General features: G+C 40.4%; 17 protein-coding genes, 1 tRNA gene and 1 pseudogene. 6 read left to right on the top strand and 13 right to left on the bottom strand.

Annotated elements, in window-relative coordinates; genetic code table 11:
• Nucleotides 1-937: IS256 family transposase (locus CL181_RS00865; protein ID WP_097297357.1), on the top strand; the 937-nt coding region annotated here is incomplete at its 5' end.
• A 41-nt stretch (nt 938-978) separates the two neighbouring features.
• On the opposite strand, the pseudogene CL181_RS00860 reads toward CL181_RS00865, so the two are convergent.
• Nucleotides 979-1,705, bottom strand: a pseudogene (locus CL181_RS00860) (M42 family metallopeptidase).
• A gap of 284 nt (nt 1,706-1,989) precedes the next feature.
• On the opposite strand from CL181_RS00860, the gene CL181_RS00855 reads away from it, so the two are divergent.
• On the top strand, nt 1,990-3,321 hold the full coding sequence (locus tag CL181_RS00855) for a hypothetical protein (protein ID WP_141398748.1): 1,332 nt from the start codon (nt 1,990-1,992) through the stop codon (nt 3,319-3,321).
• Nucleotides 3,311-4,510 carry an LUD domain-containing protein gene (locus tag CL181_RS00850; RefSeq protein ID WP_097297355.1) on the top strand — a complete coding sequence of 400 codons (1,200 nt, stop codon included), beginning with the start codon at nt 3,311-3,313 and terminating at the stop codon, nt 4,508-4,510. Before CL181_RS00855 ends, CL181_RS00850 begins: the two co-directional genes overlap by 11 nt.
• On the opposite strand, the gene CL181_RS00845 is transcribed toward CL181_RS00850, so the two are convergent.
• The 9 genes from CL181_RS00845 to CL181_RS00805 form a co-directional block, all read right to left on the bottom strand.
• The gene (locus CL181_RS00845) at nt 4,474-5,394 is read right to left on the bottom strand and encodes a radical SAM protein (RefSeq protein WP_176504993.1); all 921 of its coding nucleotides are present in this window, start codon (nt 5,392-5,394) and stop codon (nt 4,474-4,476) included. The two genes, CL181_RS00850 and CL181_RS00845, sit on opposite strands and share 37 nt — an antisense overlap.
• Nucleotides 5,372-5,884: a metal-dependent hydrolase gene (locus tag CL181_RS00840; RefSeq protein WP_097297359.1), complete on the bottom strand. Its 513-nt coding sequence runs from the start codon at nt 5,882-5,884 to the stop codon at nt 5,372-5,374. Before CL181_RS00840 ends, CL181_RS00845 begins: the two co-directional genes overlap by 23 nt.
• 51 nt (nt 5,885-5,935) lie before the next feature.
• A tRNA-Ser gene (locus CL181_RS00835) sits at nt 5,936-6,019 on the bottom strand.
• 90 nt (nt 6,020-6,109) lie between these two features.
• Nucleotides 6,110-6,631, bottom strand: coding sequence for a hypothetical protein (locus tag CL181_RS00830; protein ID WP_097297353.1), 522 nt, complete (start codon nt 6,629-6,631; stop codon nt 6,110-6,112).
• 60 nt (nt 6,632-6,691) lie between these two features.
• A complete protein-coding gene (locus tag CL181_RS00825) occupies nt 6,692-7,684 on the bottom strand; it encodes an RNA-guided pseudouridylation complex pseudouridine synthase subunit Cbf5 (protein ID WP_097297352.1) in 993 nt (330 codons plus the stop codon).
• A 1-nt stretch (nt 7,685) separates the two neighbouring features.
• On the bottom strand, nt 7,686-8,207 hold the full coding sequence (cmk, locus tag CL181_RS00820) for a (d)CMP kinase (RefSeq protein ID WP_097297351.1): 522 nt from the start codon (nt 8,205-8,207) through the stop codon (nt 7,686-7,688).
• 5 nt (nt 8,208-8,212) lie between these two features.
• A complete protein-coding gene (locus CL181_RS00815; protein WP_097297350.1) occupies nt 8,213-8,827 on the bottom strand; it encodes a DUF106 domain-containing protein in 615 nt (204 codons plus the stop codon).
• Entirely contained in the window at nt 8,805-9,467 is a 663-nt protein-coding gene (locus tag CL181_RS00810; RefSeq protein ID WP_097297349.1) for an adenylate kinase, read from the bottom strand. Before CL181_RS00810 ends, CL181_RS00815 begins: the two co-directional genes overlap by 23 nt.
• Before the next feature lie 67 nt (nt 9,468-9,534).
• Complete coding sequence (locus CL181_RS00805; RefSeq protein ID WP_097297348.1) at nt 9,535-9,753, bottom strand: hypothetical protein; 219 nt, start codon at nt 9,751-9,753, stop codon at nt 9,535-9,537.
• Nucleotides 9,754-9,838: 85 nt separating this feature from the next.
• Here CL181_RS00805 and CL181_RS00800 point away from each other — a divergent pair, with 85 nt between their 5' ends.
• Nucleotides 9,839-12,301 carry a bifunctional aconitate hydratase 2/2-methylisocitrate dehydratase gene (locus tag CL181_RS00800; protein ID WP_217993043.1) on the top strand — a complete coding sequence of 821 codons (2,463 nt, stop codon included), beginning with the start codon at nt 9,839-9,841 and terminating at the stop codon, nt 12,299-12,301.
• Between the two features lie 144 nt (nt 12,302-12,445).
• On the opposite strand, the gene CL181_RS19965 is transcribed toward CL181_RS00800, so the two are convergent.
• Complete coding sequence (locus CL181_RS19965; protein WP_176504992.1) at nt 12,446-12,658, bottom strand: hypothetical protein; 213 nt, start codon at nt 12,656-12,658, stop codon at nt 12,446-12,448.
• Nucleotides 12,659-12,729: 71 nt separating this feature from the next.
• Nucleotides 12,730-14,019, bottom strand: a complete 1,290-nt coding sequence (locus tag CL181_RS00790) for a tryptophan--tRNA ligase (RefSeq protein ID WP_097297347.1) — start codon at nt 14,017-14,019, stop codon at nt 12,730-12,732.
• Nucleotides 14,020-14,247: 228 nt separating this feature from the next.
• On the opposite strand from CL181_RS00790, the gene CL181_RS00785 reads away from it, so the two are divergent.
• Nucleotides 14,248-15,690, top strand: coding sequence for a hypothetical protein (locus CL181_RS00785; protein ID WP_097297346.1), 1,443 nt, complete (start codon nt 14,248-14,250; stop codon nt 15,688-15,690).
• Nucleotides 15,691-15,704: 14 nt separating this feature from the next.
• Here the strand turns inward: CL181_RS00785 and CL181_RS00780 are convergent, their stop codons facing one another.
• Entirely contained in the window at nt 15,705-16,208 is a 504-nt protein-coding gene (locus tag CL181_RS00780) for a hypothetical protein (RefSeq protein ID WP_097297345.1), read from the bottom strand.
• A gap of 459 nt (nt 16,209-16,667) precedes the next feature.
• On the opposite strand from CL181_RS00780, the gene CL181_RS20990 reads away from it, so the two are divergent.
• On the top strand, nt 16,668-16,802 hold the full coding sequence (locus tag CL181_RS20990) for a hypothetical protein (protein ID WP_255251356.1): 135 nt from the start codon (nt 16,668-16,670) through the stop codon (nt 16,800-16,802).
• Nucleotides 16,803-16,871 lie beyond the last annotated feature (69 nt).

The following is a 16,871-nucleotide window of genomic DNA, read 5'->3' as shown; positions in this document are numbered from 1 at the left end:
TGTGAAGAAACACGAAAGAACATTATCAAGCGATCTTGAAGGAATGATCGTTTCATTGTTTTCTCAGGGACTGAGCAACAGAGACATAGGATCCCATATGAATAAAATATATGGTCTTGATGTTTCTCCTGAAATGGTTACCAGGATAACTGATAAGATCCTTCCACTTGCTAAAGAATGGCAAAGCAGACCGCTGAATGAAATGTATCCTATAATCTATCTGGATGGTATTGTTTTTAACGTGAATAAGGATGGCCAGATAATGAAGAAGACTGCCTATGTTGTATTTGCCGTGACTATTGAAGGAAAGAAAGATATTCTTGGCATATGGATCGGCGAATCGGAATCATCCAAATTCTGGATGGGTGTTCTTGCTGACCTAAGAAATCGTGGGGTAAAGGATCTTCTTATTTGTTCTGTCGATGGTTTAAAGGGATTTGAGGATGCAATCAAAGCGACTTTTCCTAAAGCGGAGATTCAGAAATGTGTAGTTCATCAAATAAGAAATAGTACTAAATTTGTCAGTTACAAGGACAGAAAAGAATTCTGTGCAGATATGAGAGATATCTACACTGCTGCCAATGAGGAAGCAGGATTAGCTGCTCTTGACAGATTTGAGACTAAATGGGCCGATAAATACTCATATGCAATCAAGAGCTGGAGAGATAATTGGCAATATTTATCAACATTTTTCAAATATCCTCCTGAGATAAGACGAATAATATATACGACTAACGCGATAGAAAATTTCAATCGGCAGATACGGAAAATCACTAAAACTAAAAGTTCATTCCCAACAGATGATTCACTATTCAAAATATTGTATCTGATAGTGTTTGACGCATCTGAGAAATGGACAATGCCTATGCGTGATTGGGGCATTATACTTAACCAGCTGAGAGTCTATTTCGGTGAAAGGGTTGACATATATTTATAAATATGAAAGGATATTCAAATGGATAGTTTCAGCAAAAAAGGTTACACTCCCAATTGATCGACTGTTTCCACTGCCCGTACTATAAGTTTTACACTGTTTTCAAGATCATTCATGCTCAATACGTTTACAGGTGTATGGATATATCTTGATGGTGTGCTGATCACGCCTGTTGGTATTCCTTCCCTGGTAAGGTGTATGATAGAAGCATCCGTTTGTCCCCCTGAACCCACCTTTAACTGATATGGGATATTCCCGGCTGCATTTTGTAACCACTTCAATACAGGTTCGGATACGATTATTCCGCGTCCTTCGGCATCACTTACTGTGATAACAGGTCCTTTACCGATTTCGAGCGCTGAATCTTTTTTCTCGATCCCGGGGTGGTCTCCGGTAAATGTGACTTCTGACACGAGCGCAACATCGGGATCAAGCCCGAAAGCAGAAGTACGGCCGCCCTTGAGGCCGACTTCTTCCTGTACTGTAAAAACAGCATGTATGGTGGCCTTTACATTCTTTATCCGCTGCAGCGCTTCGATCAGTACGGCACAGCCTCCACGGTCATCAAGAGCCTTGCCTGTGACAAAATCATTACAGAGTGGCTTGAACTCCGTATCTGACGTGATGGGTGTTCCAGGGAATACGCCAGATTTTTCTGCATCATCTTTGCTCCTTGCTCCCACATCTATGAACATATCTTTGGCTTTAACCGGTTTTTTTGTTTCTTCCTTTTTCATCGATATATTTTACCATAAGCCCGATCTCATCCATATGAGCGGCAAGCATCAATCGGGGAGATCCGCCGTTTTTTGTGGCCAGAAGATTTCCCATTTTATCTGTCCTGATCTCATCTACAAAAGACCGTATCTCCTCCTCGATGATTTTCCGGATATTATTTTCATATCCCGAAACCCCGTGAGCGTTCGATAACCGTTCCAGAAGATTTTTTATGTCACCCATAATTATCATTTATGATTCTCTGGTGGGCGTATCAAACTATTGTTTTATTGGAAGAATAGTATCATTTCATGAAAGTACATGGAAAATCATAAATATTGGTTTCACAATTAAACCTTGGGGATGGTTCCATAACTCTCAAACCTTTCCAGATTACTGGAAAAGATATTAAATCAAAGATCAACACCTGGTTTAGCATTAAAAGAAATCAATATATATCGATTGCCCTAATTTTATTTTTTGCTTTTCTTGTACGAATGTATCTATCTACGCTCCAGGGATTTGAATTTGATATTTCACTGTTCAGGACATGGAGCCGTGGAGTTCACTTTACGGGAATTTCTAATTTCTATCATGGTGTAAAGTCCGATTACCCCCCGTTATACATCTATATTCTATGGGCAGTAGGAGCATTTTATAAATTATTCATATCTTCATCCTTTGATATCCAGTCCCCTGTTTTTACAATTTTACTAAAAACTCCTGCTATAATAGCTGATATTGCAACTGCTTTATTGATATTTTTGATCGTAAGGAAATATGGAAGTTTCAATATGTCTTTCCTTTCCATGACAGTTTATGCATTCAATCCTGCTATCATCTACAACTCTGCAATATGGGGGCAGGTAGATTCAGTTTACACGCTGTTTTTAATGTTTGCTCTTATGGAATTTGTCTCAGGAAAGCCGATGATTGCAGGAACTTCTCTTGCCATGGGGATCCTGACCAAACCCCAGAGTCTTGTACTTGTTCCTCTTTTTGCCCTGATAATGCTGAAAAAACATTCACTACTTACATTTGTAAAAGTATCAATTGCATCATTTACTGTATTTGTGCTTGTGGCATTGCCTTTCTATCTGAACACATCGATTTTTGGATTGTTCAGGCTATATTTTTCATCATATACCCAGTATCCGTTTAATTCTTTAAACGCTCTGAATATATGGTCTTTTGGAGGCCTGTTCCAGCCTGATAATAAGATTTTCCTGTTTTTGACATATCGAATATGGGGATATCTCTTATTCGGCTTGCTTTTTATTTATGTGGCGTATATTATCACAAAACGAAAAGACGATAGGTCGATATATATTGCCACAGCAATATTATTTTTCGGATTTTTTATGTTATTTACCCGGATACATGAAAGGTATCTCTTTTCTCTTTTTGCTCCGCTTGCAGTTGCAATGGCCCTTGATAGGCGTCTTTCTTATGTGTATTTATCAGCAACAATAACTTTTTTGTTCAACCTGCACTTTGTCCTGGAGGAATCAAAAACAGGTACATTTGCGAATATTGAATTCTTAATACCTCTTATAGCCGGAATTAACCTTATCCTCTTTATATATACAATTTATTGTTTTTCATCAGATTTAAATAGTTTAAAAGTAGATATTAAACACTCAGGAATTAAAAAACATCATGAACAATGAAGAAGTCAGAGCGCTTCGTAAAGCATTTGACTCGGTTAAAGAAAGGCAGGCTTTTAACCAGTCAAAAGGCTTTGCAGAAAGAACAGAGAGACTTATTTCATCACGTGAACTTTGTGTGGGAAATGAAGTGCTTCTTGAACAGGCTATCGCAAATCTCAAGAAAAACGGAATAAAGGTCTATCTTGCCAGGGAAAAGCAGGAAGCGCTTGGGATAATATTGAATGAGATAGGGAAGGAAAAGTTCATCGTAAAATCAAAATCCAATGTGACCAAGGAACTGGAATTAACAAAATTTCTTGAAAAAAACGGGGCAACTGTTGTGGAAACAGATATCGGGGACAGGATCTTACAGATATTGAATGCAAAGCCTTCACATCCCACGGGTCCTGTGACTCATCTTTCCGCAAAACAAATTGCAAAAGGCATCTCAAAATATTATGATGTACCAGTTACAGAAACACCTGAAGATATCGTGAAAATAGTAAAAGAGGATATCGTTTCAAGCCTTGATAAGGCAAAAATCGGAATTACAGGAGCCAATGCCATCGCTGCTGAGGAAGGCTCTATTATCATGACACATAATGAAGGAAATATCCATGAGGTCATGAGGAAACAAAAACATATTGTAGTGACCTCGATAGACAAGATATATCCTGATATTGAATCTGCTATAAATATGATAAGGATACTATGTTATAATGCCACAGGTGCGATAATCCCTTCATTTGTGGATATAATAACCAGTGTAAGCAAAACAGCAGATGTGGAAAAGAAATTCATTAAGGGGGTTCATAATCCATCTGAAATCGTTCTTGTTCTGGTCGATAATAAAAGGAGCGACCTTGCAAAGAAAGGATTTAAAGAACTTCTTAAATGCATAGGATGCGGGAACTGTTTGCTGCATTGTCCCATGTATAATACTATCGGGAATGAGTACGCAATAGATAGCTACCTCGGAGGCAAGGGATTAGCTTATTATTCGGTATATACCAATGAACCGAATGAGAAGCTGGAATTATGCCTTGGCTGCGGGAAATGTATGGAAAATTGCCCTCTTGAACTTGATATTCCTGATCTGATCAGGAATCTTAGAAGTACGGGTATATCTTCAGAGGTTTATTATTTCTTGAAATCTCATATCATCTGGGTATATTACCAGGCCCTCTTGAGGGTGGGTAAGAATGGGTAATTTATCTTCATTCTATCAACAGGAATCAGACCGCAGCAAGTGCCATAATAATTTATTTCATAATTACTTTCCTTAGCAAACCTTATTGTCTCAAAAGTCGGCGCTGCAATTCCTGACACGCCGCAAAGAAGTGCGATCTTTTCAATATCAGCCCTGTCTTTTCCGCTTGAATGGGCGCATCCTAATATGACTGGAATATCAGGGAACATAACGATTGCTTTCTTTATGATTTTTTCAAAATCTAATGGATCCGGCTTAATATGCTGCATTGGAGTCCCGACTACTGGCATCAATCCGGTTATGATTACCGTTGTAGGCATTATCGAACGGATCATTTCAAGGGCGCGGTATTCCCCGCTCAATTTCCCGAAATGGATTCCCACGCAAACATGGGGAAAGATGAGCAGTCCTGAATCTGAAATGGCTTGAAGGCTGTCCATATATTCTTTTTCTGATACATGAAGGCCGTAAACATCCAGCACTGAAGTCATGTCGCCCATTACATCAAACCCGATGCCATCAAGGCCGGAGTCTTTTAATGATCCTGCTTCTTCCCTGGATATGAAACCTGTATGCGCGATAAGAATAAGGTCAGTTGTTTCCTTGAGCTTTTTTATTGCAGGTATTAAACTTTTAATTGGCACGCGCCCTTGCTTATCACAGCCTCCTGTCAGCAGTATTCCTTTTGCGCCTGACCTGTGAAGCATAAGGGCTTTCTTTTCAAGCTCCTCATTTGTGGTTGCAGGGATCAGGCGCTGCAGCAATTTACCCTTGCAATGCTGGCACATAAGGGAACATGAATTTCCTGTGACCGATATGGAAGGGAAAGTGTCCGAAGTTATGAAGAAATTGATTTTTTTATCAGAATGATTTTTTTTCTGCATGCAGTTTATCCTTATATTTATATCCATATATTACAACTCCTGCAACAAAAAGTAATATACAAAGGAAATAAATATCAAATCCTGTGAAAAATCCGGTATTGAAAAATGGGTTGAAATCAGAAGGATAGAACGGCTTGATATCACGATAAAGAGGGGAATCAAATAGTATATGCAGGAATATTCCCGAAAACGATGCCATCCAGATGCTTTTTGATGAAAAATCCTGCGAAAGTTTGAGGGTCACAAGGAGATTTTGGAGATATTTATCCATTTTAACCATTAAAAGTGCCAGAATAACGGCAGCAATTGAACCACCTGCAAAAGAATGGAAAAAACCATGAAGTGAATGACCAGAATTAAAAAACAAAATGAGGAAAGGTTCTATATCAACAATGACATTTGCAATAAGAAATGTTGGGAAGTGGATATACCGGAATAACAACAAACCGAAAAACAGTGCGGGGCCAAAATGGAACGGTGTAAAGGGCATAACTGATATTATTGAATCTATCCTACCATCTATTTTCCTATACATCAGTAGCGCCGAGGGGGGGATTCGAACTCCCGTGGGGCAGAGCCCCACAAGCTTTCCAGGCTTGCGCCTTAGCCGCTAGACTACCTCGGCATGTGAAAAAAAGCATCAAATAGCGGTATCGATACTTCTTGCCCTTAATAGATATTTGAAGTATAAAAACCTGTTCAGTATCTTCGCCTGCTAATTATTTTTGATATCATACTGTTCAACCCAGTCTATCCAGCCATTTTCGTAGGTTTTCACGGCATATTCATCAAATAATCTTAGCCAGTACGGATCAAAATCATCAAATTTGATATTACTATTGGTTTTTGGCGGTGAAATCTTAATAGTATTATTATTAGAATATATTATATAACTGGCTTTATATGGAAGAGGGTCATCCTGTGTTATTTCCAGCTCACCGTTTTCTTTGAAAAAATAAACCCGGTCTTTGTTGAAATGGACAATTATCTTGAACGGGGGTAATGGTATAAGATTTTTAGTGCTTTGTTTCATTAAACCATTATAATTATTCATTTCATCAAGTTCATTAACTTTTATTTCTAACTCACTGAGGCGGGATTCTAACGTTTGAGCAGATTTGTTAGAGTTTTCAGCCCCAATCGATTGTTCGGGTTTTTCTTGTAAACAACCGCTTATGAAAACAACTCCGAATACAAATAATCCCATGAATATTATCTTTTGTAATTTATTAATCATAGTTAAAACCGATCTATCATGAACAATAGTAAATATATAATTTTCGAAGTGAATGGCTTATTAAACTTTTGCTTTCCATCCCTTTGGATATGTGCCCGCTTCCAGAAGAACCCTGTCCGTACTGACAACGATCCCGGTCGCAGCTTTGAAGATATCCATTGTTTTCATCTGTGCATTACCCAGGGACACTACCTCACCCTTTAACGTAAAAACAGCAACTACATCGCCTTTTTCAATTCCGGTCTCAACCGAAAGCACACCAGGCGCGGCAAGACCTGCGCCATGGCAAACCGCATCCACAGCGTTATCGCGTATAACTATCTTCGGAAGATGCGAAACCCCGAATTCCATGGGGAGGATAACTTTTCGCAATACGCTTTCATTCCCGTTTTCCTTCCATTCAATATAAGCATCCTGAAGGTCCTGAAGAGTTATCAATGTTTCATCCTCCCGGAAAGGACCTGACTTTGTGCGCCTCAATTCCTGCATGTGCGCGCCTGTTCCCATTGCCATCCCCATGTCGTGGCATAATTTACGAATATAAGTTCCTGCCTCACAGCCTACCTTAATAAGTACATTATTATCCTCTATTTCAAGAAGCTCATTATAATAAATAGTCCTGATCCTTGTTTCTCGTCTAACCGCTGATTTAATTGAAGGTTTCTGGAAAATATCACCTGTAAACTCAGACATAACTTTTCTTATAACATTTTCCGGCATTACCGTATGGAGTTTCATCAGGCAAACATACTCTTTCCCTGCCGTAAGAAGACCATCAACGGCTTTTGTTGCATCCTCAAGCATGACAGGAAGAAGCCCGGTCACATTGGGGTCAAGAGTACCGCTATGTCCTGCTTTGTTCAAACAAAGGATTTTTTTTACCCATGAGGTCACTTCATGACTTGTTGGCCCGGCCGGCTTGTCAAGATTGATCGCCCCTTTTTTAATATATTCTTCAATTGGGCGATCCTGCGGTTTCTTACCATACTTATCGTCGGTCGTATCCTCGGATTTTATCAGTGTCTCTCTTTTTATTTCAGATGGCAGTATCATATTATATCAGGAAGCCAGCACTTTTTTCTACAATTTCACTTATCTCTTGTGCGCTCCACTTACTTGAATCTATTACTATATCATAAACTGACAGGTCTTTAACATCCAGATCATAATATTTCAAATAACGTTCCCTTTCGCACTCTTCCCTTTCAGAAGTCTCTTCCATTGCTTTTTCTACTGATTTACATTCTCTCTTAGCAATGCGCCGGGCTCGTACTTCAAGAGGCGCTTTTAGCCATATTTTAAGATCAGCATCCACAAGAAAGCCGGAAAGCCTTCCTTCTATCACAATATTATCTTTTTCATTTGCGATCTTTTTTTGCATCGCATCGATCTCATGGTCAATTTTTTCATTGCATTTGGCAATTTGCCCGAACTCATCAAGTGACATGCACCGGTCCTGCGCGCATTTGCGGAATATATCTCCCATAGAGACCAGTTCCAGGCCAAGCTTAACTGAAATTATCTTTGAGAGAGTGCTCTTTCCGCTTCCGGGAGGGCCGCTGATCGTGATTATCAATTACGCTACACCTTTGTATCCAGCGGCATTCCACCTATATTCAACGCCTTTCTGGTCATCTGGCTGACAGGTATTGAACACATGAAATACCAGAATAGCCAGTACTGGAATACCCAGAAAACAGTTGCATCCAATTTCTGTTCTCCCCAGAAAGGAAATATCATGGTAGCATCAGGGTTCTGGCTGATGAGAAGATACACCCAGTAGAAAAGCGGGATTGAGATAATACTTATATAAAGCATGGGTTTGAATTGCTGCTTGAACATCTCCATCTGATCGCCCATCATTTCAGCATATTGCCCTTCTAATTTCTTTATTTTCGCAGCATTGTTGGATAATTGGGCTTCACGCATTTCCTTCTGGATTGTTTTCGATTTCTCCTGGACGCGTTTCATTAATCCCCAGTCCATCGTATATTTCTGGACAATTGTTGCGTAAAGACCTGTAAAAGCCGCCAGCACGAAAATTATCATATGTATTGGAAGCCAGCCCAATAATGGTTTCAAAAGGGTGTCCATAAGTTTGCCTATTACATCCCTCATTTCGGGAAACATAATAATACCAAACATTAAAAAAATACCCAGAACCATTGCAAGCTTATTTAGTGTCTTTTTTATCATATTCCTCCAATACTTTTTTTATTTCCTCAAAAATCTGTGATATATCTTTGCTTCCATCAATTGTCCGGAGTATTTTTTTCTTATCGTAATAATCTATCAATGGCTGCGTTTGTTTTTTATATACATTTAACCTGTTGCTTATGGCTTCAGGTTTATCATCTTCGCGCTGGTATAATTTCCCTTTGCATGCATCGCATACGTCTTCTTTTTCAGGACTATTGAATAAAACATGGAAACTTGCCCCGCATTTGCACATTCTTCGCCCCGACAGGCGCTTTATGAGTTCGTTGTCATCCACTGAGATATTAAGGACCGCATCAATCTTCTTACCCGATTCTGTCAATATCATCTGCAAGGCATCAGCCTGCGGGATCGTCCTGGGATAACCATCTAACATAAATCCTTCATCGCAATCTTTTTTTGACAATCTATCCTTGATAAGAGTTATCAAAAGTTCATCCGGGACAAGCTCGCCCCTTGACATATAAGATTTTGCCTTTATTCCAAGACCTGTATTATTATTAATATTTTCACGCAGGATATCCCCTGTAGAAATATGGGGAAGTGAATAGTATTCCTGTATTTTTTTGGCCTGCGTGCCCTTTCCTGCTCCGGGCGGCCCAAGTAAAATAATATTCATCTCTATCGAATCCGTAATGGTCAGGTGTGTCTAATAAAGCTTTTCAAAATAAACGCCGAAAAAAAGATTATTCAAGCAAATTCTTACCTTTTGCAAAACCCAGAACTGATGCGGATAGTATGATCAAGACGATCACGCCAACTGATATGTATATAGTGGTCACGCGGTCAATATTTTTTAGTAATACCATATATAACATATCTGATGTCCATATGCCTATTATTAAGCCCATGAATCCAAAAACAATCGCATATACAGTATTTTTGAGGAAATAGGATAAATTCATAATCTCATTGTGTATGGCATTTAGTCAATATTAATTTATCGTAAGTATCAAAAAATTAATACTAAGAACCGCCATTTTGAATCCTATGACACCGGAAATTCTTGAATCTTATCAAAACCATATCATAGAAAGGCAAAAACAGGGAATTCCCCCGCTTCCAATGAATGCCGAACAGGTTAAAGCGCTCTCAGTCCTTGTTTTTGATCCCCCGGAAGGCCAGGAAGATTTTATCCTGGAACTCCTGAAAAATCACATTCCACCTGGTGTTGACCCTGCTGCTCTTGAAAAATCAAAAATATTGCGAAAAATTGCCCTGGGCGAAAAAAGGTCTAACCTGCTCACGCCGCGCGAGGCAGTCTCCCTTTTAGGCATGATGAAAGGAGGGTATAATATTGAGACGCTCATTGAATTGCTGGGTAATAAGGAACTTGCGGACGAAACGGTTTTTGCCCTTTCAAATACGATCCTTATTTTCGGTTTCTTTGACCGGATAAAAGAGCTTTCAGTTACAAACCCCAGCGCAAAAAAGGTTCTTGAAAACTGGGCAAAAGCGCAATGGTTTACAGGAGGACAAGGAATCCCCGAAACACAAAAAGTGACCGTATTTAAAGTCCAGGGAGAAGTAAATACCGATGATCTTTCCCCGGCATCACGTGCCGGAACCCGCGCCGATATCCCGCTCCATGCCCTCTCCATGCTTGAAATCCGTTACCCGGATGCACTCTCTGAGATAAGGGAGCTTAAAAAAAAAGGAAATCCGATAGCCTTTGCAGCAGACGTTGTTGGAACAGGAAGCAGCAGGAAATCAGCAGCCAATTCCCTTATCTGGTGGATAGGGCAGGACATTCCAGGTGTCCCGAACAAGCGAAAAGGCGGATTTATACTCGGAAGCCAGATAGCGCCAATATTTTTCAACACGGCGCGTGACAGCGGCGCTCTTCCTGTCAAATGTGATGTCTCAACACTAAGATCAGGCGATGTAGTTACACTGGATTTCAAACATGGGAAGATACTTGGTGAAAAAGGGGAAGATATTGCGTCATTTTGCCCTGAGCCTGAAACACTTCCTGATGAATTCAGGGCAGGCGGAAGGCTTTTGCTTTTAATAGGAAAAGAACTCACAAATAAAGCACAGGTTGCACTTGGTGTAAATTACGATATATTCATCAAACCCGGGGAACCTGCGGCTTCAAATCGCGGTTATACACTGGCTCAGAAGATCGTGGGAAAAGCCTGCAGACTTCCAGGCGTGCGTCCAGGGCAACCATGCCTTCCAAAAATATCGACAGTCGGGTCACAGGATACAACAGGCCCGATGACCGCTGATGAGATCAAGGAACTTGTATGCCTTGAATTCATGGCGCCCCTGGTTATGCAATCCTTCTGCCACACAGCTGCATATCCGACGCCTGCTGACAGAGCAATGCATAAAGAACTCTCGCAGTTTTTCAAAGACAGGGGAGGGGTTGCACTAAAACCAGGTGACGGAATAATCCATTCATGGCTCAACCGTATGATCCTGCCCGATACTGTTGGCACAGGAGGCGACAGTCATACAAGGTTCCCAATAGGTATTTCATTTCCCGCGGGAAGCGGTCTCGTGGCATTTGCCGCAGCGTTAGGAGTAATGCCTCTTGACATGCCTGAAAGTGTACTTGTAAGATTTAAGGGCAAACTAAAAAAAGGCCTGTACTTACGTGATGTTGTCAATGCAATTCCTTATTTTGCATTAAAGCAGGGTAAACTGACACTTCCGAAAAAGAATAAAAAGAATATCTTTAATGGCAGGATACTGGAGATGGAAGGTCTTCCCGACATTACTGTGGAGCAGGCTTTTGAACTTACTGATGCAAGCGCAGAAAGGTCAGCCGAAGCTGCTGTAATAGCGCTTTCAAAGGAACAGGTGGCACGCTTCCTTGAAACTAACATATCTATTTTAAGATCGCTCATTGAGGAAGGTTATGCATCAAAAGCCCTCAAGATGCGAATAGCAGCCATGCAGGAATGGCTTAATGATCCCTTTTTGCTGGAAGCTGATCCTGATGCGCAATATTCTGAGATCCTTGAAATCGATCTGTCTGCTATCAATGAACCACTCCTTGCCTGCCCTAATGATCCTGACTTTATCAAACCGTTATCCGAAACGCAGGGAGTTAAAATTGACGAAGTATTTATCGGGTCATGTATGATAGGGATCGAACAGCTGGACAGAGCATCCGGAATACTTGAAAAAGCAGGCAGCATTAAATCGAAATTATGGATCGCTCCGCCTACAAGGCTTATCGAAAAAAGTCTTAAAAAAACAGGTGGCTATTCCATATTCAAGGAACTCGGCGCAAGAATGGAAATCCCGGGATGCAGCCTTTGCATGGGGAACCAGGCAAGAGTAGCTGATAATGCTGTAGTATTTTCGACATCTACCCGTAATTTTGATAACCGGATGGGTAAAAATGCACAGGTCTATCTTGGTTCGGCTGAACTTGCCGCGATCACCGCGGTTCTTGGCAGGATTCCAACACTTTCGGAATATCAAGAATTACTGGAATAAGAAATATTGCACGACATATTTTCAGCCTTTAAGTAAGAGAAAAGGAGTTAAATATACGTTAGCTCAATTAATTATATAAGAAAATGTGGAGTGTGATAATATGGAAGACTTTAGCAATAAAAAAATCAAACGACTGAGAGAGTATCAGCAACCTCCTCCCAATCCTAAACCGATCCCTGTTCCTGAGCCGATCCCTGAACCGACCCCTGAGCCTAAACCTATCCCCCCAGAGCCCGTTCCACAGCCAACCCCCGAACCCAGTCCGGAACCCAGGCCTATCCCTGTACCAGAACCCATTCCGGAGCCAACCCCCGAACCTACTCCCGAACCTAAACCTGTCCCGGTACCTGAACCCATTCCAGAGCCAACCCCCGAACCCGCACCCAAATCTAAAACCTATCCTGAACCCGAAATAAAACCAAAAAGGGCTATGTGATACTCAACCCGAACTCCCCCAACCTCTCCTTAGCCGCCTCTCTCTTCTCCTGGTGGTCTTTCAGGAAACCACGCATTAGCTCTGCCGTAAATTTCTTGCAATTTCCGCATACGCGCGTGCCTCCCACACAATCCTTATAAACCTCCAGAAGCTCATTATCGTCTTCTACAAGATGGTAAAGCAATAATTCATACACGCTGCATTTATCAGGCTCACCGCCAAGCTTTTTCTGCTCTTCAAGCGTCACCCTGCCGCCCGTTATTGCCCGCATTACTTTCTTTGCCCCATCTTCGGGTTTATCCGTGAGGGCTATATAGCTTTCAGGGATGCTGCTTGACATTTTACCGCCCTGGAGTCCTGTCATGAATTTGTGATATGTGGAGGCAGGGGGCATGAAGGCATAACCGCCATGTTTCAGTTCTACTTCCCGAACAACTGATTCCACTTCATCCAGTGTTCGTCCGGAAATATCCACATGCTCTTCGTATAGTTTGCCGCCTGTGCGCTTTGCAATTTCCTTCAGGGCTTCCTTTGATGCTGCTTTTCCCCGGACGCTGATCAATCCATTCTCTGCGCGGCGTTCTTCGACCATAAACATATTTGTTTTATAAGCAAGCCCCCTTGTCAGCCTGATATGCGGGTCCTGATCAGAGCCTACCGGAATAACTACAGGTTTGGGACCGCCGAATTCCTTCAATTGAGGATGCAGGATGTCAGCACTTTGCGTAAGCGCGCTCACCATGTGCGCAATATTTGTCTCACCCGAAAAACCATATATGGCAGAAAGCTCAGAGAAATTCGCTTTAATGCCAAGTTCAAATGACAGGTCTCTCACAGGCTTGAACCCTGACTGGAAATAAATATGCGCACCAGGCTCAAGACCAAGAGCTATTGCGCTTAATATATATTCATTTATCCCCAGTTCCCTGCAATCCTTCCAGCTTTTTCCCCTGACGGCATGCGCTTCCATGTCCGCAATAGCAAGGAACGCATCCCCGCCCTGCTGCTGGTGCCAGATGATCTCTTCCATGACCATTTTATGTCCCAGATGTGCCTTTCCCGAAGGCATAAATCCGCTCAATGCCGCAAAAGGTTTTCCAGATAGCATCGCACGAAGGACAGAGTCATAGCTCCTGTGCCCGAATATGACATGCCTGCGCATGTACCTGTGCGGGTTCTTTATCTTTCCGAGCAGGTCGTCAAACTTTGAAATCCCGAACTCATCAAACAGTTTTGAATAATTATCGATTTTGACAACGCCCCAGGGGTCAAGAGTGGTCATGTGCCCTATTCAGGGCTTGTAAATATGTAAAGTTTATCATGAGTCAATAAAAGTTCTGTTTTCAAAATAGAAAAATATATACGTTATAAAATGAAAGTATAACATCAACAGGTAAAACCACCTTGTAGGTTTTGTCTAACTTAAAAATTTTTTATTCGTGCAAAAGGGAAAAACGGCAAAACGGGGAAAAACGGGTATATTCAAACCTTATGGAAAGGTTTAGGCACCATGATAGTTACAAAGCATATATCCATTGACAAAGAATGTGTCGATAAATTAAAGCCGCAACTGGAAAGGCATAATGGGAATTTCAGCGCTGCAATAAGAGAGGTTATCGATCGTAACGGTAAATCTGTTTTTCCGAATAATTCATCAGCAGTAGATACTTCCTTCTTAAAATGGATGCTGACAGAGGTCGATGGTACGCTTATCCCTGACAATATACTGGATGAATTGCTGGATCCTATATTGATCAATTCTATAAGGAAACTGGAAGATTGTCTTAATTGCAGGTTCAAGGAACTTGAATGGGATATTAATATTGAATTCAAATATGATAATGATACATTACCAAGCGGTGTCATGATAGAATTAAGAGGGGAAACAAATAAGATACGAACCGTCGCCCGCATGTTATCACAATATATGGTTAAGAATTCTCTTGAAAAAATACCTCTTGAGATAATGTCTGTTTTTAATATTAATGAATGTATCCGGATTGAACTTGCAAGATCAACTAAAAAAGAAGCCACAAACAGCCTTCTTACTTTTTTTGGGGATATGGATGAGATAATAAAAGGAATAAAAAGCCGCCCAGCTTTCTGGAAGGCAATAGTTAAAAGACACCTGTTAAGTAATTATAATATGGTTACAGTTCACAGGAATTTTTTTGAAGACCTGCTTTCCAATAATATACCACTTGGTGAGATAAGTATCGAAAACCTGGCAAAAAAACCGATACAGGAAATACCTTTAAAAGAGATGCTTTTATTAATAAAAGAGGTTTATGAAACTTCCAGGGTAATTGACAAAGTAGAGATCGATAACGATAATTTAATTATATTTCATAGTTACAGGTCCAATGAAGCAATTGAAAAAATAAAAAAAACACTTGTCCTGCTATTAGAAGCAAATGGTCATTTATTCGATCCCAAAACAACGGCCAACATGATAGTATTGACCCACAGGCCTGATGTAGGTCTGAAAGTCAATGAGATAGTTGATAATTTGAAAACAAGCAGGACAAGTTTTGACCAGGAATTGCTAATGTTCATGACTTTTTTAAAAGGATTAAGAGACATTCCGGATATTCCATTATCCTTTATAGCTTTAGGACGAAAGATCGGAACTTCGTTAATGCAGGAATATGAAAAAGAGAACGGTATCAAGAACTGGGACCTGGAAAAGTTTAAAACCGTTTTTGAAATAATAAATTCAAAGATCCATACAGAAAGTGAATGGAAATTAGATGGAAAAAATCTGCTATATACTATAAGGAAATGCCATATAGCCACAGAAGGGAACAAATTTGACAAATATACATGTAATACATCCAGAGAAGCCTTCAAGGGTGCGCTGAATTATGCTTTTGGGAACAAGGCAATATTGGATATCAAGAAATTGATATCTCACGGCGATAAACTGTGCGAAGTGGTCATAAGGTTGCCTTGAATTTAATACTGAGATTATTGAATCCATCCACTTATTAATTTTCCTGTAAAATATGAGATGGTTATTACAACTACGGCAAGGGAAACATGCTCGATAACAAGTTTGATCGCGCTTTCATTCTTTAATTTTGCGATATAAATATTAAGTGCAACTATAAGCAATATCCCCCAGACAATATCAACAATAACTGCAAATCCCAGATCATAAATCAAAATCGGAACGGCAAAAGTCAGTATAAAACCGCAAACCCCAAGAAATGTGAAAAAGGTTGTCATCCACACTTCCCTTGAACTATGTTTAGCTTTTCCGTTCTCTAATTCAGCCTCCTCAACAACATGGAAGCCGGCGGCATCTGCCATTCCGTCAGCTATTGCCATGACCACGATCCCTGCAAATACCGCCAATCTTGAAGAAGTGGCTTCATGCAAGCCAACGATCATCCCAAGAGCTGTGATCACTCCCGAAGTTATTCCAAAACTGACCCCTGTCACCAGTTGATTCGGGTATTTGCTATTCATTTTATATTATCATGATCTCTTTGTGATATAGATTCTTGGATTTCAGTTCCAATCAGTCATTTGAATTGTGTTAGAAATATTAACAATACACAACAACTTTGTAACCGGGCCAATATGACAAGGCGATTGCATCTTTGCAGAATATCCAAATCCGAAAATGAGCAAAAAAATGAAGTGTGATCATTGTGACCAATCACATCATCATGCATAGGATTAAGCCGGGTGAAAAACATTCATTGGGGGGAGCCACCCAACACACTCCTCAATTGTTTTAGGCGGCTCCTTCCTTTTTTCCAGAACTGCTACCATGCTTTTTTGTGCATCTGACAATTTCTTGGTAGAAACTCAGGTAATTTTTAGACTTGATAAAAAGTTACTTAAAGAATTTGATAAAGTGGAAGGATTAGAAGAGAAAGATATCGAAGAAATGGTCAATAGATGGCGTTCCGAGAAGAATAAATGATAATCATTGATACGAATGTTCTGCTGGCTTTTCTTCTCACAAACGGTATAACTCGAAGGGTCATCATAGAAACCGCCGGAATAAGAATCGGCTGCCAGACAATGAATTACTTGAAATCATTGCTGATATAACGTGTTAAAATTATGATGACAATCCCAATATTATTTCTCAATAATCGCTCATATGGCAGATAAAGTTCA

The organism is Candidatus Methanoperedens sp. BLZ2, assembly GCF_002487355.1.
Lineage (GTDB): Archaea > Halobacteriota > Methanosarcinia > Methanosarcinales > Methanoperedenaceae > Methanoperedens.
Note: the sequence above shows the minus strand (reverse complement) of the source record. Positions and strands in the feature narration are given on the sequence as shown.